At 49.7% G+C, this 17,493-nt stretch carries 18 protein-coding genes; 4 read left to right on the top strand and 14 right to left on the bottom strand.

From position 1 onward, the window contains the following. Positions 1 to 2 precede the first annotated feature (2 nt). From ACO0LD_RS04840 to ispD, 11 genes are all read right to left on the bottom strand, one after another. Complete coding sequence (locus ACO0LD_RS04840) at positions 3 to 605, bottom strand: hypothetical protein (protein ID WP_423004301.1); 603 nt, start codon at positions 603 to 605, stop codon at positions 3 to 5. Continuing rightward, a complete protein-coding gene (locus ACO0LD_RS04835) occupies positions 602 to 880 on the bottom strand; it encodes a DnaJ domain-containing protein (RefSeq protein ID WP_110253570.1) in 279 nt (92 codons plus the stop codon). The genes ACO0LD_RS04840 and ACO0LD_RS04835 overlap by 4 nt, the downstream gene beginning before the upstream one ends. A 128-nt stretch (positions 881 to 1,008) precedes the next feature. Then, entirely contained in the window at positions 1,009 to 1,488 is a 480-nt protein-coding gene (locus tag ACO0LD_RS04830; protein WP_423004299.1) for an FKBP-type peptidyl-prolyl cis-trans isomerase, read from the bottom strand. Between the two features lie 128 nt (positions 1,489 to 1,616). Next, complete coding sequence (gene cydX / locus ACO0LD_RS04825) at positions 1,617 to 1,787, bottom strand: cytochrome bd-I oxidase subunit CydX (RefSeq protein WP_423004297.1); 171 nt, start codon at positions 1,785 to 1,787, stop codon at positions 1,617 to 1,619. Positions 1,788 to 1,818: 31 nt separating this feature from the next. Then, positions 1,819 to 2,958: a cytochrome d ubiquinol oxidase subunit II gene (gene cydB, locus ACO0LD_RS04820; RefSeq protein WP_423004295.1), complete on the bottom strand. Its 1,140-nt coding sequence runs from the start codon at positions 2,956 to 2,958 to the stop codon at positions 1,819 to 1,821. A 9-nt stretch (positions 2,959 to 2,967) separates the two neighbouring features. After that, positions 2,968 to 4,572, bottom strand: a complete 1,605-nt coding sequence (locus ACO0LD_RS04815) for a cytochrome ubiquinol oxidase subunit I (RefSeq protein ID WP_423004293.1) — start codon at positions 4,570 to 4,572, stop codon at positions 2,968 to 2,970. After that, on the bottom strand, positions 4,559 to 4,840 hold the full coding sequence (gene cydP, locus ACO0LD_RS04810) for a cytochrome oxidase putative small subunit CydP (protein ID WP_423004291.1): 282 nt from the start codon (positions 4,838 to 4,840) through the stop codon (positions 4,559 to 4,561). Before cydP ends, ACO0LD_RS04815 begins: the two co-directional genes overlap by 14 nt. After that, the gene (locus ACO0LD_RS04805) at positions 4,840 to 5,448 is read right to left on the bottom strand and encodes a GbsR/MarR family transcriptional regulator (protein ID WP_423004289.1); all 609 of its coding nucleotides are present in this window, start codon (positions 5,446 to 5,448) and stop codon (positions 4,840 to 4,842) included. Before ACO0LD_RS04805 ends, cydP begins: the two co-directional genes overlap by 1 nt. A gap of 186 nt (positions 5,449 to 5,634) precedes the next feature. Next, positions 5,635 to 5,907 (bottom strand): DUF4404 family protein, encoded by a 273-nt coding sequence (locus tag ACO0LD_RS04800; protein ID WP_423004287.1) that lies wholly within the window; start codon positions 5,905 to 5,907, stop codon positions 5,635 to 5,637. Between the two features lie 30 nt (positions 5,908 to 5,937). Beyond that, positions 5,938 to 6,441 (bottom strand): 2-C-methyl-D-erythritol 2,4-cyclodiphosphate synthase, encoded by a 504-nt coding sequence (gene ispF / locus ACO0LD_RS04795; protein WP_423004285.1) that lies wholly within the window; start codon positions 6,439 to 6,441, stop codon positions 5,938 to 5,940. 10 nt (positions 6,442 to 6,451) lie between these two features. Next, complete coding sequence (ispD, locus tag ACO0LD_RS04790) at positions 6,452 to 7,180, bottom strand: 2-C-methyl-D-erythritol 4-phosphate cytidylyltransferase (protein WP_423004283.1); 729 nt, start codon at positions 7,178 to 7,180, stop codon at positions 6,452 to 6,454. Positions 7,181 to 7,336: 156 nt separating this feature from the next. Here ispD and mfd point away from each other — a divergent pair, with 156 nt between their 5' ends. Beyond that, positions 7,337 to 10,768, top strand: a complete 3,432-nt coding sequence (gene mfd / locus ACO0LD_RS04785; RefSeq protein WP_423004281.1) for a transcription-repair coupling factor — start codon at positions 7,337 to 7,339, stop codon at positions 10,766 to 10,768. A 36-nt stretch (positions 10,769 to 10,804) separates the two neighbouring features. After that, complete coding sequence (gene serB / locus ACO0LD_RS04780) at positions 10,805 to 11,653, top strand: phosphoserine phosphatase SerB (protein ID WP_423004279.1); 849 nt, start codon at positions 10,805 to 10,807, stop codon at positions 11,651 to 11,653. A 274-nt stretch (positions 11,654 to 11,927) separates the two neighbouring features. On the opposite strand, the gene ACO0LD_RS04775 is transcribed toward serB, so the two are convergent. Beyond that, entirely contained in the window at positions 11,928 to 12,431 is a 504-nt protein-coding gene (locus tag ACO0LD_RS04775; protein WP_423004277.1) for a hypothetical protein, read from the bottom strand. A 407-nt stretch (positions 12,432 to 12,838) separates the two neighbouring features. Between ACO0LD_RS04775 and ACO0LD_RS04770 the strand changes: the two genes are divergently transcribed. Next, positions 12,839 to 13,906, top strand: coding sequence for a phosphotransferase family protein (locus ACO0LD_RS04770; protein WP_423004275.1), 1,068 nt, complete (start codon positions 12,839 to 12,841; stop codon positions 13,904 to 13,906). Positions 13,907 to 13,976: 70 nt separating this feature from the next. Further along, the gene (locus ACO0LD_RS04765; protein ID WP_423004273.1) at positions 13,977 to 15,236 is read left to right on the top strand and encodes an acyl-CoA dehydrogenase family protein; all 1,260 of its coding nucleotides are present in this window, start codon (positions 13,977 to 13,979) and stop codon (positions 15,234 to 15,236) included. Between the two features lie 73 nt (positions 15,237 to 15,309). Here the strand turns inward: ACO0LD_RS04765 and ACO0LD_RS04760 are convergent, their stop codons facing one another. Next, positions 15,310 to 16,044: an SIMPL domain-containing protein gene (locus ACO0LD_RS04760; RefSeq protein WP_423004271.1), complete on the bottom strand. Its 735-nt coding sequence runs from the start codon at positions 16,042 to 16,044 to the stop codon at positions 15,310 to 15,312. Positions 16,045 to 16,116: 72 nt separating this feature from the next. Further along, positions 16,117 to 17,463 carry a TonB family protein gene (locus ACO0LD_RS04755; protein ID WP_423004269.1) on the bottom strand — a complete coding sequence of 449 codons (1,347 nt, stop codon included), beginning with the start codon at positions 17,461 to 17,463 and terminating at the stop codon, positions 16,117 to 16,119. Positions 17,464 to 17,493: the final 30 nt, after the last annotated feature.

Below are 17,493 nucleotides of genomic sequence, written 5' to 3'. Positions count from 1 at the left end.
CCTTATTCTTTACGGTCAAAACCTTGCTCAGCCAACCAGTCTGCACCGGCTTCGCCCAGATCATAATCATCACCATCATCACCGTCATCGCGACCATGCCTGCCGTACCGGCCATCAAGATCGCCATGTTCTTTTAACTCTTCATTTTCCTCGTTGGCTTCTTTATCTTCATCCTCGTCAGCACCTGCCGCATCGCTGGCACCAGCCTTGCGTGTGGTATTGCTACGATTCAGATATTCCAGCGCTGCAGCCGTCACCAGAAAAGTTTCACCATCAGGGTCTTTCAAGACGATGCGGCTCAAGGGTTCCGCCCACGGCTCCAGCTTGACTGCAGCCGATATAGTTTTCCATGAAGGGAAGTTGCCTGCTTCTTTGGCAATCAATGACTCCATGGTCAGCGGATTCATGAAAATAAAGCCCTCATGAAAAGCCACCGCCAACATCTCAGGATTGCTCGCCATCATAGGCAGCAGCATGGGCAATTGTTCAGCCTTTTCGCGCAATCTGGCCTTGAGCACATTCTTGCCCTCGGAATCGGATTTCAAATCCTCCAATTCAGCCTTATAGAGCGGAATAATATCTTCAAAAAAACGTGACAATTTCACTGCAATACTCCTGATAAATAATTTTTCCAGATTTCGGTCGCTGTCTCTATAGGAGAATCCAGCAAATTGCGCCTGCGATTTTCATCATAGGCCGTACGCGCTGCCTCATCCGACAAAATATCGTAAGCTTCTTTGACCGCGTGGAATTTTTCCGGTGCCAGTTCAGAATCATTCCTGTCTGGATGAAACTCTGCAGCCTTTTGACGAAACGCCTTCTTGACGTCTGCCAGACTCGCATTGGTGGCAATACCGAGAATAAAATAATAGTCTTTCATACACACCTTTGGCTTGCACTTGGACTTGAATTGACACTGCAGATCAGCAGCGAAGAACAAGGGAAACCATTTGTATGGATTCCCCTATGCAGGAATAAGCCAGAATCAACTATTCCTGAGGATGCATCTTAATGGTGATGACCGTGTTCGCCATGCACGTGACCATGCACAACTTCTTCATCAGTAGCTTCGCGTACTTCCAGCACTTCTGCATCGAAACGTATGGTCATGCCAGCCAGGGGATGGTTACCATCTACAGTGACCACGCCTGCATCGATTGCAGTAACGCGGAACTGCATGGTTTCGCCAGTTTCTGGCTCACGTGTTTCAAACATCATGCCAACTTCAATATCTGGCGGGAAAGCGCTGATATCTTCTTCGCGCACGAATTCTGGATCAAATTCACCAAAACCTTCTTCTGGAGCCAAGGTTACAGAGACTTTGTCGCCGACTGTTTTGCCATCCAGTGCAGCCTCAACTGCTGGCAAAATATTATCATATCCACCATGCAAATAAACGATGGGCTGCTGATTCTGGTCTATGACCTCGCCCTCAGCACTGAACATGGTGTAATTCAAAGTGACAGCGGTATTTTGTGTGATTTGCATGACAAATAAATAGAGTAATTGCGCATTATTGCGACAAGATTGAAATGAGTAACCCCGATATCCAAGCATATATAGCCTACAAGCACCCATTTCAATAGGCTAACCGCGTATTGTAGCAGAGCTGCCCCCTATTTACTGAGTTTGCTGTCTTTGTAGTCCTGTCTTGCCTGCTCGAAACGTTCTTTGGTCAATGCCTCGTCACGCTCACCAAAAGCATAATTTGCTTCCAGCCACATGACATTGATAATGCCAAAAGCCAGCGCCAGTCCTATGCCCAGTATCCAGTTGAAATACCACATGATTTGCTCCTTTTTTAGCTGCATTGTCAGTTTAGTATGCCGAATGCTCGTTGGCGTTGATATGCGCTTCGCCCACCTTGCCACGCAATACACGATAAATCCATGCGGTATAGACGATGATGATGGGCAAGAAGATCACGACCACCCAGAACATCACGCCCAGGCTCTTATGACTGGCCACCACATCCCATGCCGTCAAACTGCTGGATGGATGCAAGGATGATGGCATGACAAACGGGAACATGGATGCACCGGCTGTCAAAATCACCATGGCGACGGTAGTGCCACTGCATAAAAACGCGGCGACGTCCTTGTTCTTGTACGCAAATACCGGGCTGAGGATGCTGGTCAGCAAGCCTATCGCAGGCAAGCACCAAAGCAGCGACATACGCGAGTAATTATCAAGCCAGGCTCCTGTTGCGCGCTCCACAGTTTTCACGGTTGGCATGAACGAGGTGTTCACGTCAGGCATGCTGACGATGCGATAGCCATCAATCCCATAAGCTACCCAGACACCTGCTATAGAAAAACTCAGGAAAGTCACAATGGCTGCGGCCAGTAATAACACTTTTGCCCTGTCCCTGACTATGTCGTCAGCCTTGCAGCGTAAAAAAGCAGCACCGTGCATGACCAACATGGCCACACTTAACACCCCAGCCAGCAAACCGAAAGGATTCAGCAAGCCAAGGATGCCACCGATATATTCAAGGCGCATGGTGTCATCATAATGAAAAGGCACGCCCAGCAAAAGGTTACCAAAGGCAATGCCAAAGATCAGCGGCGGTACAAAACCGCCTACGAACAAGGCCCGGTCCCAGGCGGAACGCCAGCGCGGGTCTTGTACCTTGCTGCGATAATCAAAGCCCACCGGGCGGAAGAACAAGGAAAACAGCAATAGCATCAGCGCCACATAAAAACCAGAAAATGCAGCTGCATACGCCAGTGGCCAGGCAGCAAACAGGGCACCGCCCGCAGCGATGAACCAGGTTTGATTACCCTCCCAGGTGGGGCCTATGGAATTGATGACGATACGCCTCTCGATATCAGTCCTGGCAACAAATGGCAGCAACATCCCCACGCCAAAGTCAAACCCGTCCATCAGGGCAAAACCGATAATCAGGACACCGACAAAAGCCCACCAGATGATCTTTAATGTTTCGTAGTCAAACATGATGCCTCCTTATGCCTTTGCAGGTACATTGGGTAGAGCTGTATTTAGAGCTATATTAGTCAGATCATTTTCAAAATGATATTTACCAGTATGCAAGGCACTAGGCCCCAACCTGGCATACTTGAACATCAGGTACAGTTCCAGCACTAGCAGCAGCGTATAAAACCCCATAAACCCGGCGAGGCTGAAATACAGATCATTCACCTGCAAAGTGGATGCAGACAAGTGCGTGGGCAAAATGCCGGAGATAGTCCAGGGCTGGCGGCCATATTCAGCAACGATCCAGCCTGTTTCGATTGCCACCCAGGGCAAGGGTATGCTGTACAGCGCCAGCTTCAATAACCATCTTTGCTTGGCCAGGCGACGGCGTATCAAGAAATAGAAGGATGTGGAGAAGATAAACAGGAACAGGATACCCAGTCCCACCATCAGCCTGAAACCCAGGAACATGGGCGCTACCTTGGGGATGGAATCATGGCTGGCTTTATCGATTTGCTCTGGCGTTGCATCAACCACATTCGCTGTATATTTTTTCAGCAGCAAACCATAACCCAGGTCTTTTTTCAAGCGCTCGAAATCTGCCCGCGCTTCTGGTGATCTATCCCCACCTTTCAGGCGTGTCAATGCTGCGTAGGCGGCCATGCCATTGATAATGCGAACCTTATGCTCCTGTTTCAAATCCTTGATGCCTGTCACTTGCGTGTCCAGTGAGCGGGTGGCAATCAAACCCATCAGGTAGGGTATCTTGATGGCATAGTCGGTTCGCTCCTCCTTGTCATTCGGTAAGCCTATGACAGTGAAAGGTGCGGGTGCAGGCACGGTTTCCCATTCGGCCTCTATGGTTGCCAGTTTGACCTTATTGACCTCGCCAGCCGTGTAACCAGACTCATCACCCAGTACTATCACTGATAAGGTCGATGCCAGGCCAAAGGCCGAGGCAACCGCAAATGAACGGATTGCAAATGCCGTATCCCTGGCCTTGAGCAAGTAATAGGAAGATACGCCCAGTACAAACATGGATGCAGCAACATAACCGGCAGCCACGGTATGCACGAATTTGACTTGCGCAACCGGGTTAAAGAAGACCTCTTTCAAACTCACCAATTCCATGCGCATGGTCTCGAAGTTGAAATCCGCACCAACGGGATTATTCATCCAGCCATTGGCAATCAAAATCCATAAGGCTGAGAGGTTGGAACCAAGAGCGACCAAAAAAGTTACTCCCAGATGAGCTGGTTTGGATAAACGATTCCAGCCAAAGAACATCAGACCAACAAAGCTGGATTCAAGAAAGAAGGCCATCATGCCCTCTATGGCCAGCGGCGTACCAAAGATATCACCAACATAATGCGAGTAATAGGACCAGTTGGTACCAAACTGAAATTCCAGGGTAATGCCGGTAGTGACCCCCATGGCAAAATTAATCGCAAACAGCTTGCCCCAGAACTTGGTCATGTCCCTGTATATTTCGCGACCAGTCATGACATAGACGGCCTCCATGATGAACAATATCCAGGACAAACCCAACGTCAGGGGAACGAACAGAAAGTGATACATCGCTGTCGCAGCAAACTGCAGGCGCGACAGATTGACGACTTCTTCAATGGGAGCCATTTTTTTCTCTCAATTCGGGTTGATTTTCTAACGCATCTTTGATCTGCATCCCTGGCCCTGGCAATTCTTTAGAATTATTCAAGTCAGTTTTGCTCAAGAGTTGCTGCTCGACTTTTTCTGTCGGCAGGCGCATGTGTTTTGTTTGCGGTTTGGAAAAGAAGGCATTCCAAAGTAGAGTAAGGATGGCGACCTTCACCAGCAAGACCAGCGTGATTTCTGCCCACAAAGGCAAACGCCAGGCAACCCTGAGTTTATCGGTCGCCAGCATTATTCGCTCCGCTTCACTACAAGCTCTTCTGTCGCATGTTCGGTCTCTGCCTGGCTACCGCCGCCAAAGCGGAACTTGTCGCGGATATCGAGTATGGTTTTGACCTTGGACCCCATTTTCATCAACGATGCCAGGGTTTCTGGCGACAGGCGCTGCACATCGTCAAACCAGGAAGTGGATAGCTCAATAAGTTGATACATTTCCCGCATGCGTTCTTGCGCCTGCTTGTCAGCCTCGCTGGCCGGACTTTCAAGCAAGGCATCGCGCAGCATGGACAAGGTCGGTTCTATTTCACGGCGGCGGCGCTCTTCCAGCAAGGCTTTGAAAATATCCCAGATATCTTTTGGCGGCTCAAAGTACTCACGTCTGTCACCCTGCTTATGCAAGAGCTTGACCAGCCGCCAGGCTTGCAGCTCTTTCAAGCCCATGCTGACGTTGGAACGTGAAAAACTTAAAGCTTCGGCAATATCATCCGCATTCAAGGCTTGACCTTGCACATATAGCAAGGCATAGATTTGGCCGACTGTGCGGTTGATGCCCCAGCGACTGCCCATTTCACCAAAGTGCAAGATGAATTTTTGCGTTAGCGGACTTAGCGTTTCCATCATCAATTTCTCCAATTTTCTGAATTTTCACGAATTACTGAAATTATAGAATATGCTGGAATTTCTTGCTAAGCACCATCAAAAGGGTAGCATTAAGATAATTTATTGCAAGGCTTTATTATTGAGCGGGGAATAAAAAAACCGCCGCAGCGGTTTTTTCAGAGTCAAGGGGATATTAAGCTTGATGGATTAAACACCAATTTTTTCAAGCATGGTGCCTAGCTCACGCAAAGCCGGTTCCAGCTTGGGATGCTGTGCAGCGAATTTCGCTGACAGAGCCTGCGAACGCTCACTCAAGGCAGCGAATACGGGGTCATCTTGATTTTGCGTCGTTGCCAGGACGTGTTGAATATCATCATTCAATTTCTCCAGCAAGGACTTCAACTCATCATCAACCGCTTCAGTGCTTGCCAGTTCTTGATGCAACAGGCCCAGCAAATGTTTTAATTGCTCTTGTTTCATATCGTATCTCCTTGATGGAACATTCTTAGTTTAGTTGCTGACTCGCGGAAAAACCAGTACCACGGCTTCGGCAGCTATACCCTCTTCCCTACCCAGATAACCAAGGCGTTCATTGGTCTTTGCCTTGATATTGACCTGACTGATGTCGACCTGCATATCTTCAGCAATATTTGCCACCATGCCTGCAATATGCGGCGCCATCTTCGGTGCCTGGGCAATGATGGTGGCATCCAGATTGCCCACTTCATAACCCGCAGCATGAATACGCTTGACCGCTTCACGCAATAAAACACGCGAATCTGCACCGGCAAAACGGGTATCGGTATCCGGGAAATGCCTGCCTATATCACCCAAGGCCACTGAGCCAAATAGTGCATCAGTAATTGCATGCAATAACACATCCGCATCTGAATGCCCAAGCAAACCTGTGGTGTGCGGGATAGTCACCCCGCCAATAATCAATTTGCGGCCAGGCACCAGTGCATGACAGTCATAACCCTGACCTATTCTGAACGGTAGCATCTTATTTTGCATCAAGCTTCCTTTATTCTTCCGGGTTATTCAAATACTGGGCGATCAATGCCATATCGCTAGGCAAAGTCAGCTTCATGTTTCTCACATGGCCTTCAACCAGTATGGGGACATGGCCAGCAGCTTCAATAGCGCTGGATTCATCAGTGACCTGATCTGCCGCATCCAGTGCGTCGCACAGTAGCTGATAACGGAACATTTGCGGTGTTTGCGCCAGCCACAAGCCATCACGGGATATGGTTAGTACTTTGCCGCTTTCTACCCGTTTAACAGTATCGACCACTGGCAAAGCCAGCAAGCCACCGACTGTATCGTCACCAACCTGCGCAATCAAATATTGCAGCAAGCCGGATGTCAAGCCCGGCCTGGCTGCATCGTGTACGAGTACCCAGTCATTGCCTGTTAGTTTGTTAGCTATTTTATTTAAGCCATTTCTGACTGTATCCCTGCGACTGGCACCGCCACAGCGCAAGACTGTCAGGTTTTCTGCTTTTGCAAGGCACTCATCAACATAAGCATCATCCGGGCTGACGACAACATAGGTATGCTGTATTTTGGAAAAATCAAGAAAAGCATCTACAGTGTGCTGCAAAACTGATTTATTACCGACTAGCATGTACTGCTTTGGTGTGGACGCCCCCATACGCGCGCCTACCCCGGCAGCGGGAATCAGCGCAACATAGTGAGGTGTATCTATCACCTTTTCAGCTTCAAAATGAAGTTCTTGCAATTGTTTTTCCATGAATGTCACAAGCTCTTGAAGCTGCTCCAATATGAAAGAGCCCCTTCGTTTATAATTAGGCGCTCATTTTAACCGCGTATCTTGTTCCGTAAGCAGCTTTTACGGCACCCACTTAGCATTCACCTAATTCACTTATATAGCCGCAATATCGCCGCAATGTCATTTGATTTCAGCAAATCCTTAGCAAAACCCGGCCATAAACTGGCACTCCCCAATTTGCATGGTTCTTCCGATGCTTATGCCCTGGCGCAAGCAGCGACTGCGCTCAAGGCTGATAAGCGCATGCTGACCATTTTTGTAGCCAACCCGGGAGATGCACAGCGCTTGCTGGATGAAATCCCCTGGTTTAATGCGGAATTACGCTGCCATTTGCTGCCGGACTGGGAAACCCTGCCTTACGACGCCTTTTCACCACATCAGGATCTGGTGTCTGAGCGTCTGGCCAGCCTGCATGAAATCCAGAATGGCAATTGTGATGTCTTGCTGGCACCGGCGACAACCGCCTTATTGCGCATGGCACCGCCCTCTTTCCTGGCAGCCTACACCTTCTTTTTTAAAAAAGGTGACCGTCTTGATGAGGCGAAGCTAAAAACCCAGCTGACCCTGGCAGGTTATAGCCACGTCAACCAGGTCATGTCGCCGGGCGAATATTCTGTGCGCGGTGGTTTGATAGACTTGTTCCCCATGGGTTCGGCCCTGCCTTACCGCCTGGACCTGTTTGGCGACACCATAGAAACCATACGCACCTTTGATGCTGACACCCAGCGTTCGCTCTACCCTGTGCCGGAGGTACGTCTGCTGCCGGGGCGTGAATTCCCTATGGATGAACCAGCGCGCGCTGCCTTCCGTAGCCGCTGGCGTGAAACTTTTGAAGGTGATCCTTCACGTTCCAGCATCTACAAGGACATAGGCAATGGCATACCCTCAGCCGGTATAGAATATTATCTGCCGCTGTTCTTTGAACAAACTGCTACCCTGTTTGATTATCTGCCTGAAGCGCCACATTTTGCGCTGCTGGGTGATATAGATGATGCTATCAGACGCTTCTGGAACGATACCCGCTCACGCTACCAGTTTTTAAAGTCCGATCGCGAACGTCCGGTGCTGGCACCAGAAACTGTGTTTTTACGCGATGAAGACTTCTTTGCCGCCATGAAACCATTGGCACGCTGGACCATCGCAGAAGCAGACAAGGCTGCTGCCGCGTCCGAAGTGTCCAGCTTTTTACCAGACATCGCCGTCAATCGTCGCGCTGATGATCCGCTGACGAACTTGCGCTCCTTCCTGCTGCAAACAGATAAACGCGTAATGATCTGCGCCGAGACTCTGGGCCGGCGCGAAACCTTGCAGCAATATTTCACTGAATACGATATACGCCTGAGCCTGTGTGAAGGCTATACCGACTTTGCCACGGCAGACGCCAAGCTCATGCTGGGTGTCGCGCCCCTGCACGCTGGCTTTGTGCTGGCCGATGGTCTGGCTTTTATTACCGAAGCCGAGTTGTATGCTGGCAGTGGCAAGCGCATAGGCCGCAAAAAGCAGGAAGCAGTTACCCAGGTAGAGCACATGGTGCGCGACCTGTCAGAATTGAAAATCGGTGATCCCGTCGTCCACAGCAACCATGGCATAGGCCGCTACATGGGCCTGATCAGCATGGATCTGGGCGAAGGTGAAACCGAATTCCTGCATCTGGAATACGCCAAAGATACCAAGCTATATGTGCCGGTATCGCAACTGCATGTCATTTCTCGCTATTCCGGTGCTTCGCCAGATGATGCGCCCTTGCACAGCCTGGGTTCTGGTCAGTGGGAAAAAGCCAAGAAAAAAGCTGCACAGCAAATTCGCGATACTGCCGCCGAACTGCTTAACCTGTATGCCCGCCGTGCGGCGCGCCAGGGCCATGCCTTTGAATATTCCGCGCGTGACTATGAAGCCTTTGCCGACAGTTTTGGCTTTGATGAAACGCCAGACCAGGCAGCCGCCATCACCGCTGTGATTGGCGACATGACCTCGGGCAAGCCCATGGACAGGTTGATCTGCGGCGACGTTGGTTTTGGCAAGACAGAAGTGGCCTTGCGTGCCGCCTTTGTAGCAGTCATGGGTGGCAAGCAAGTCGCCATCCTGGCACCTACCACCCTGCTGGCCGAACAACACGCCCAGACTTTTGCTGACCGCTTTGCCGCCTGGCCAGTGAAAATTGCTGAATTATCGCGCTTCCGTTCTGGCAAGGAAATCAGTATCGCCATGAAGGGCATGGGCGACGGCACTGTTGACATCGTCATTGGCACGCATAAATTACTGTCTGGCGACGTCAAATTCTCGCGCCTTGGCCTGGTGATTATTGATGAAGAACACCGCTTTGGTGTACGCCAGAAAGAAGCCTTGAAGGCCTTGCGTGCCGAGGTCGATGTATTGACGCTGACAGCAACACCTATACCGCGCACCCTGGGCATGGCACTGGAAGGTTTGCGTGACTTTTCTGTCATTGCTACCGCGCCGCAAAAACGCTTGGCAATCAAGACCTTTGTACGCGGCGAAGATGATTCTGTCATCCGTGAAGCCTGTTTGCGTGAACTGAAACGTGGTGGTCAGGTCTATTTCCTGCACAATGAAGTCGAGACCATAGAAAACCGCAAGGCCATGCTGGAAGCCCTGCTGCCAGAGGCGCGCGTAGTCGTGGCACATGGCCAGATGCATGAGCGCGACCTGGAAAAGGTCATGCGAGACTTTGTGGCCCAGCGTCATAATATTTTGCTGTGTACCACGATTATCGAAACCGGTATCGACGTACCAACCGCCAACACCATCATCATGCACAGAGCAGACAAATTTGGCCTGGCGCAATTGCATCAGTTGCGCGGCCGCGTCGGTCGCTCGCATCACCAGGCATATGCTTACTTGCTGGTGCATGATGTACAAAGCCTGACCAAACAGGCGAATCGTCGCCTGGAAGCTATCCAGCAGATGGAAGAACTGGGTAGCGGCTTTTACCTGGCCATGCATGACCTGGAAATTCGTGGTGCTGGTGAAGTGCTGGGTGATAACCAGTCTGGCGAAATGCATGAGATAGGTTTTCAGATGTATTCCGACATGCTTAGTGAGGCAGTACGCTCGCTGAAAAATGGCAAGGAACCTGATCTGGCCGCGCCATTATCGACGACGACAGAAATCAACCTGCACATCCCTGCCCTGCTTCCGAATGAATTCTGTGGTGACGTGCATGAGCGCCTGTCCATCTACAAGCGCCTGGCCAATTGCAGTAGCGCCAATGGCATAGATGACATGCAGGAAGAAATGATAGACCGCTTTGGCAAACTGCCAGAACCTGTAAAATCGCTGCTGGAAACACATAGACTGCGCGTTGCCGCCAAGCCACTGGGCATTATCAAGATTGACGCACATAGCGAAGCCGCGACCCTGCAGTTTGAACCCAAGCCGCCGATAGACGGCATGCGCATCATAGAACTGGTGCAAAAGAACAAGCACATCAAACTCAATGGCCAGGACAAGTTGCGCATCACAGCAGCCATGCCCGACCTCGCCAGCCGCGTAGCCCAGATCAAGGCTACCATCAAGGCACTGCACTAAATAATCGAATAAATAATTGAATAAAAAGAGAAGACAATGCATTTGACCATACAAGGCCTGAACAACACACTCAGCAATAACGCAGCACTCGTTCAAGATATCGCCAGCCAGACCAGAGCAAAACTGGTGCAATTGAATGCCCAGGCAGTGCGCCTGGACGATGCAGAATGTGATGAACAGGCTTTGAGCGCGATACGCGAACGCTGCTTCGCTGCCCAACTGGATGTCACGGCTCTGGATCAGCATCTTGCTCTGGCCGATTTCAAACTGGTCGCCATGGACATGGATTCAACCCTGATCACCATAGAATGCATCGATGAAATCGCTGACATGCAGGGCCTGAAACCGCAGGTAGCAAAAATCACCGAAGCAGCCATGCGCGGCGAGCTGGAATTTCAGGAAAGCCTGATCCGCCGCGTCGCCCTGCTCAAAGGCCTGGATGCCAGCGCCCTGCAACGCGTATATGACGAACGCCTGCAATTATCCCTGGGCGCAGACCAGATGCTGAAGACCATACAGCAAGCTGGCCTCAAGACCTTGCTGGTATCCGGTGGTTTTACTTTCTTCACCGACCGCATGAAATCACGCCTGAATCTGGACTACACCCACTCCAATGTACTTGAAATCCAAGACGGCAAATTGACTGGCAAAGTCATAGGCACTATCGTTGACGCCGACGAAAAACAGAGAACCGTGGAACGCGTCTGTGCTGAGATGGACATTTCCACCAGCCAGGCCATCGTCATGGGTGACGGCGCGAATGACTTGAAGATGATGAAAATTTCTGGCTTGTCAGTCGCATTCAGGGCCAAGCCTGTGGTGCGTGCACAGGCAGATGTGGCCCTGAATTTTGTCGGGCTGGATGGGGTGTTAAATCTGCTTTGAACATATAGTTTGCTCTAAGACTTACCCTACCAGGAAATTGTTGAAGATAAAATAGAAAGAGCCTGCAATTAAAAAATTGCAGGCTCTTTCTATACTGAAAATAATCTCAATGCACAACTCTGAAGATGTCCAGCACGAATTTAAGGCTCCATTCAACTGATCAGGGTGAGGGAATTCGAACCTCAGCCGCCGTGCACCCCATGCACGTACGCTATCAGGCTGCACTAAGCCCCCGACTCTGAGCAAAAGATATTGCAATGAATAAGCCACTGTTCTAATCGAACAGATTCGACAACAACGGCCCAAAGTGATTAGCCGGATGAACAGGGTCACGTTTCCTGTCGCTTATTCTCGTCACAGAATCCGGCTTTTCCAAATAGGTCTGGTAAGTTTTTTGCGTATACGCGTAGTCGTTGTAAGTAAAAGCGATACCACCGTTCCATGCCAGACCTAAGGGCATGCCTTCATACTTTTCAAGAAAGGCCATCAATCCTTCCTTGGTACGCAGCTCGGGATAGTCATTCTTCTGTATCCTGGCTTCTACATATAGATTCAAATTGTTTTTGAAGGTATCCCATGCTTCCATGCTGACGCCAGCTTGCGGGCGCACTGCAGCCCTTACCTTATCGAGCTCAGCTTCAGACAAGGACTTGGGTGTTGAGGTATACACTGTCACATTAGGTTTTCTGGCATCAATAATCACATAGCCAGGCGCTGCGGCCACTGGCATAGAAGTGAATAACAAGATGGCGAGGCTGACGAGGATATGTTTGAGCATGTATATTTCCTTGTATGGCAAAGTTATAGAGGAAATACAAGTCTGCGGCATTGAACCAGGCACAGCAACAAGCTACTAAAAAGTCGCGTTTTCTTATACAGCGCGTATCGTCAAAAACACGCCTAGGATAACTAATAGATTGTAGTAATGGAAGTGGAAGGCAGGACATCAGAGTAAGGCGTGAGGCTCAAAGCAACGGTGCGCACATGACCGGCTCTCTACGTTCAACTGGACAGCTCGCTAACTTTCAACAATGCAGTCATTCAAAAAATGAGCAAATATCATAAGCAAACAATAAATAGTACGAACGTTCTATTATTTGAGTTAGAATAGTTTCAGCTCATCCAGCACATCCACCTGTGCCAGGAGTAAGATCATACAAAAACTGAAACAATTGGGAGACACCGATGTTTGAAGAATTCATGGGCACCATGCCAGTAGCCGAACGCCAGAAATTTGATGTAGCGGCATTGGCAGACTATATGCGTCAGCATGTGGAAGGTTTTGACGCTACGCTGGCAGACAAGCTGGTGGTCGAGCAATTCAAGGGGGGGCAGTCCAACCCGACTTTCAAACTCAGTGCGGGTGATCAGCGTTATGTTATGCGCGCCAAACCTGGCCCAGTCGCGAAACTGCTGCCTTCTGCCCATGCCATAGAACGTGAATTCAAGGTCATGAATGCCTTGAACAAGGCAGGCTTCCCGGCAGCGCGCCAATATGCCTTGTGTGCGGATGAGGATGTTATAGGCCGCGCCTTCTACATCATGGAATTTGTCGATGGCCGTGTGCTATGGGATCAATCGCTGCCCGGTATGACGCCCGCTCAGCGCGGCGAAATCTACGACGAAATGAATCGCGTCATCGCGCAATTGCATACCATTGATTATGCCGCCATCGGTCTGGCCGACTATGGCAAACCTGGCAATTATTTTGCCCGCCAGATAGACCGCTGGACCAAGCAATATCGCGCTTCCGAGACTGAAAAAATAGAAGCCATGGATAATCTGATAGCCTGGCTGCCACACAATATTCCGCCTGGTGACGACACCAGCATCGTGCACGGCGATTACCGTCTCGACAATATGATGTTCCACCCGACTGAGCCACGCATCATGGCGATACTGGATTGGGAACTGTCAACACTCGGTCATCCACTGGCTGATTTCTCTTACCACTGCATGAGCTGGCATGTTACGCCTGGCCAGTTCCGTGGCATTGCCGGTCTTGATCACAAGGAATTGGGCATCCCCAATGAGCAGGAATACATTGCCAAATATTGCGAACGCACAGGTAAAACCATACGTCAGGAAGATTTCAATTTCTACCTGGCTTATAACCTGTTCCGTATGGCCGGGATTTTGCAAGGCATCATGAAACGCTATGTTGATGGCACAGCGTCCAGCGCCCAGGCCAAGAAATCTGGCGAAGCGGCTCGCCCCATGGCTGAACTGGGCTGGAGCTACGCTAAAAAGTAATCATTTATTCAGACAGCACATTCTCTCAGTTCCAAAGCAGCGCAAAAACGACAATATCATTGGAGACATCATGGAATTCGAATACTCAGATCGCTGTAAAGACTTGCAAGGCCGGCTCTTGCGTTTCATGGATGAGCATATTTATCCCAATGAAAAAGCCTACAAGGAAGAAATTGACCGCAATGGCCTTGAAAAAGGCAATCGCTGGATCGCCACCCAGATCATTGAAGATTTAAAACCGAAAGCACGTGCGCAAGGTTTGTGGAATTTATTCCTGCCAAAATCAGTACGTGCGCCAGAAGGCTTGTCGAACCTCGATTACGCACCTCTGTGCGAAATCATGGGGCGTGTAAGCTGGGCACCAGAAGTATTCAATTGCTCGGCACCTGACACCGGCAATATGGAAACCATAGAACGCTATGGCAGTGAAGAACATAAGAAGCAATGGCTGGAACCTTTGTTACGCGGCGAAATCCGCTCTGCCTTTGCCATGACAGAACCTGGGGTTGCCTCATCTGACGCTACCAATATAGAAACACGCATAGACCGCGATGGCGATGACTACGTCATCAATGGCCACAAATGGTGGATATCCGGTGCTGGTGACCCACGTTGTGCCGTTTATATATTGATGGGAAAGACTGATTTCAACGCTGCGCGCCACTCACAACAATCGATGATACTGGTGGATGCCAAAACTCCCGGCATTACCGTGGTCCGCCCTCTTCCTGTGTTTGGTTATGATGACGCACCACATGGTCATTGTGAAATCCTGTTTGAAAACGTACGTGTGCCGACATCAAATATCCTTTTAGGTGAAGGCCGTGGTTTTGAAATTGCCCAAGGCCGTCTTGGCCCTGGCCGCATCCATCACTGCATGCGTGCCATAGGTGTCGCAGAACGCGCGCTGGAATTGATGTGCAAGCGCCTGAACAGCCGCACTGCCTTTGGCAAGAAAATTTCCGAGCAAAGCATCTGGCGCGAACGTATTGCCGAATCACGCATACAAATCGATACAACGCGCCTGTTAACGCTGAAGGCTGCGTACATGATGGATACGGTCGGCAACAAGCATGCACAGGCAGAAATTGCCATGATCAAGGTATTGGCACCGAATGTCACCCAGCAAGTGCTGGACTGGGCCATACAGGCCCATGGTGCTGGCGGTGTTTCTGGCGATTTCCCGCTGGCGGCGCAATGGGCTGGCAATCGCACTTTACGCCTGGCAGATGGCCCGGATGAAGTACACAGAAATGCGATTGCAAAACTGGAACTGGCAAAGTACATCAGCCTGACTGAAGATCTGGGCTTGCCGATTACCCGTTCTTAAGCAATCAAGACCAGATTGACTTTGTGCGCAATTCGATAACAACATGAATTGCGCACGAGACTATCATCTGATTTTATTTGGTACGATAAATCACATTAACAGATTTTTTGTACATCAATGCGCCAGGCAGTGACAGATCGTTCATGGTAGGTTTGTCGCCCGCATTGACACTTGACCCGGCGTTATTTTGCACGAGCCTGGCTCCATCCAACCCTAGTTCACTGTCTATCCGGCTCAAAGCCTGCTCTGAAACTGCCGTTGGCCCCAGCAGTTTTACAGCGAAGCCAGCGGCCAATTCTCTGGCCCTGTCCCTGGCATTTTCTGCCGCTTTAGATGTCAGTTGGTGCTCAATTTCCGTATAGTCTGTACGCCCAAACCGCACCGAAAAATTACCCAGATACGGCCTGAAAAGCAGGTATTGCGTCATGGCATTCCATTGCTCCAGATTTTTGACGTAGACATGGAAAGTTCTGATCAGGCGATGACGTTGCAGGCGCTGGTCGTTTGCCTGCATCTCGTTCGCGCTGACTAATTTCCTGGTGTCATGCGCTTCAATATCTGCAGCGATAATCTGATGGCCTGACAAAAATTCCAGCACTTCACTGGATTGTACATTTAACAGTGTCAGCGTTTCATCTGCACTGGCCTCGAAAGATGTCAGTTCAAAATCCATTTCGGCAATGTTGGCAGGTAAAGTAATGGTGGCACTTCCATTGACGTGGATGAAGGGATAAGTTGGCAACGTACCCGCTTGCACACCTGCTGAAACAAGTGCGACAATAAAAAATATGAAATAGCGTAAATTCATCGATACTCACTGTGATATTCATTATCCTGGGTAAAAGCCGGTGGCAGACCAGCTACCACCGGCAAAGCATGCTTACTCCAATTTCCAGACAAACTGCACTTTTGTCCAGATTTGCGCATACTCACCATTGATTTTGCCTGGTGTCGCTTTTTCCTTGCAGGTTTTCAATGCATCTACTACCGCATTATCCAACATCCGATGGCCAGAGGAACGATCTACTTTGGCATTCAGTATGTCGCCATCTGCCCCAATTAGCACTGACATCTGCACCCGCCCGGACTCTTTTTTATTCAGAGATTCTCTCGGATACATGGGACGGCATTTGGCAAAATCGATGACGGGCTTTTTGTCACCTTTCTTTTCATCATCCCTGTAAAGCTGTTTTGCAGCACTAGCCTCTTTTGCAGTGCCAGTTTCTTTTGCACCATTTGCAGATGAGACATTGGCATGAGCAAACAAGGTCAAGGAACTTGATACCAGGCCAAGAATAAAAAATGTCGCCTTCCAGTTCGCGGTTCTTACTTCAGGTTTGACAAGACGTTTGATACGGGACATAAGATTTCCTCCATGGGCCGCCTGGGCCAGTTGAGGGGTTATGAATTGGAAGTTGGCCAATTCAGAAAGTGCAAGAGCAAGACGCCGCGGTTCGCCTGTGACTCTTGCGGCTAGATCATCCGCAATTTCTTCTCTGTTATTACGAATCTGTCTCGATATCCACCAAACTGCAGGGTGGTAAAACAAAATCATTTCTATGAGCGATTGAATCAGATTCAGTAAATAGTCATGCCGTTTGATATGTGCCATTTCGTGCGCCAATAACATTTCCAGTAAATCAGTTGGCATACCCGTCAACATTGCTCCTGGTATCAAAATCATCGGGCGAAGAACGCCGACGGCCAAAGGGCTGTGTAAATCATCGACCACCCTGAGTAAGACTTTGCCCTGGATTTGAAACTGTTCAGCCATGCGGTTGACTCGTGCCTGCCACAAAGGATGAGCCATGCTACGATTGCGCTGCGTATAACTATCTATCCATAGCAAACCTGCACACATGCGCAAAGCTAGCAAAATTACGCAACTCAACCATACGATGACGATCATCTCCATGCGTGTTTCCAGCCACGAAGACAGACTTAACAAGTCATTCGATACCCACACCTGACTGGTGATGGTTTGATTCAGAGTCGGAACAATCTTCTCAGCGAAAGGAGTAAAAACACGCAAGCAGAATTCGTTGACAAAGAGTCCCATGCAGACTATCAAAGCCAAATAACTGGCCAGATAACGCGCTCTGATATGATTACTACCAATTAAACTCAGGAATAAAGCCAAACCCAATGCAACAAGGCTTCCTTGCCAGATAGAATGCAATAAAGCCCGCCCCAAGGCATTGACGACGACTGGTAGCAACTCATTCATTTGATATCATCCCAAAATATTTTAATAGGC

It is taken from the genome of Undibacterium sp. Ji83W, assembly GCF_049340385.1.
In the GTDB taxonomy this organism is placed as follows: Bacteria; Pseudomonadota; Gammaproteobacteria; order Burkholderiales; family Burkholderiaceae_D; genus Undibacterium.
This window is presented reverse-complemented; position numbering and strand designations above follow the sequence as displayed.

Coding starts and splice junctions, on each gene's coding strand:
- ACO0LD_RS04800 (WP_423004287.1), bottom strand. CDS start 5,907: ATGAAACAAGAGCAATTAAAACATTTGCTGGGCCTGTTGCATCAAGAA.
- ispF (WP_423004285.1), bottom strand. CDS start 6,441: ATGCAAAATAAGATGCTACCGTTCAGAATAGGTCAGGGTTATGACTGT.
- ACO0LD_RS04760 (WP_423004271.1), bottom strand. CDS start 16,044: ATGAATTTACGCTATTTCATATTTTTTATTGTCGCACTTGTTTCAGCA.
- cydB (WP_423004295.1), bottom strand. CDS start 2,958: ATGTTTGACTACGAAACATTAAAGATCATCTGGTGGGCTTTTGTCGGT.
- ACO0LD_RS04835 (WP_110253570.1), bottom strand. CDS start 880: ATGAAAGACTATTATTTTATTCTCGGTATTGCCACCAATGCGAGTCTG.
- mfd (WP_423004281.1), top strand. CDS start 7,337: ATGTCATTTGATTTCAGCAAATCCTTAGCAAAACCCGGCCATAAACTG.
- ACO0LD_RS04755 (WP_423004269.1), bottom strand. CDS start 17,463: ATGAATGAGTTGCTACCAGTCGTCGTCAATGCCTTGGGGCGGGCTTTA.
- serB (WP_423004279.1), top strand. CDS start 10,805: ATGCATTTGACCATACAAGGCCTGAACAACACACTCAGCAATAACGCA.
- ispD (WP_423004283.1), bottom strand. CDS start 7,180: ATGGAAAAACAATTGCAAGAACTTCATTTTGAAGCTGAAAAGGTGATA.
- ACO0LD_RS04815 (WP_423004293.1), bottom strand. CDS start 4,572: ATGGCTCCCATTGAAGAAGTCGTCAATCTGTCGCGCCTGCAGTTTGCT.
- ACO0LD_RS04770 (WP_423004275.1), top strand. CDS start 12,839: ATGTTTGAAGAATTCATGGGCACCATGCCAGTAGCCGAACGCCAGAAA.
- cydP (WP_423004291.1), bottom strand. CDS start 4,840: ATGCTGGCGACCGATAAACTCAGGGTTGCCTGGCGTTTGCCTTTGTGG.
- ACO0LD_RS04775 (WP_423004277.1), bottom strand. CDS start 12,431: ATGCTCAAACATATCCTCGTCAGCCTCGCCATCTTGTTATTCACTTCT.
- ACO0LD_RS04830 (WP_423004299.1), bottom strand. CDS start 1,488: ATGCAAATCACACAAAATACCGCTGTCACTTTGAATTACACCATGTTC.
- cydX (WP_423004297.1), bottom strand. CDS start 1,787: ATGTGGTATTTCAACTGGATACTGGGCATAGGACTGGCGCTGGCTTTT.
- ACO0LD_RS04805 (WP_423004289.1), bottom strand. CDS start 5,448: ATGATGGAAACGCTAAGTCCGCTAACGCAAAAATTCATCTTGCACTTT.
- ACO0LD_RS04765 (WP_423004273.1), top strand. CDS start 13,977: ATGGAATTCGAATACTCAGATCGCTGTAAAGACTTGCAAGGCCGGCTC.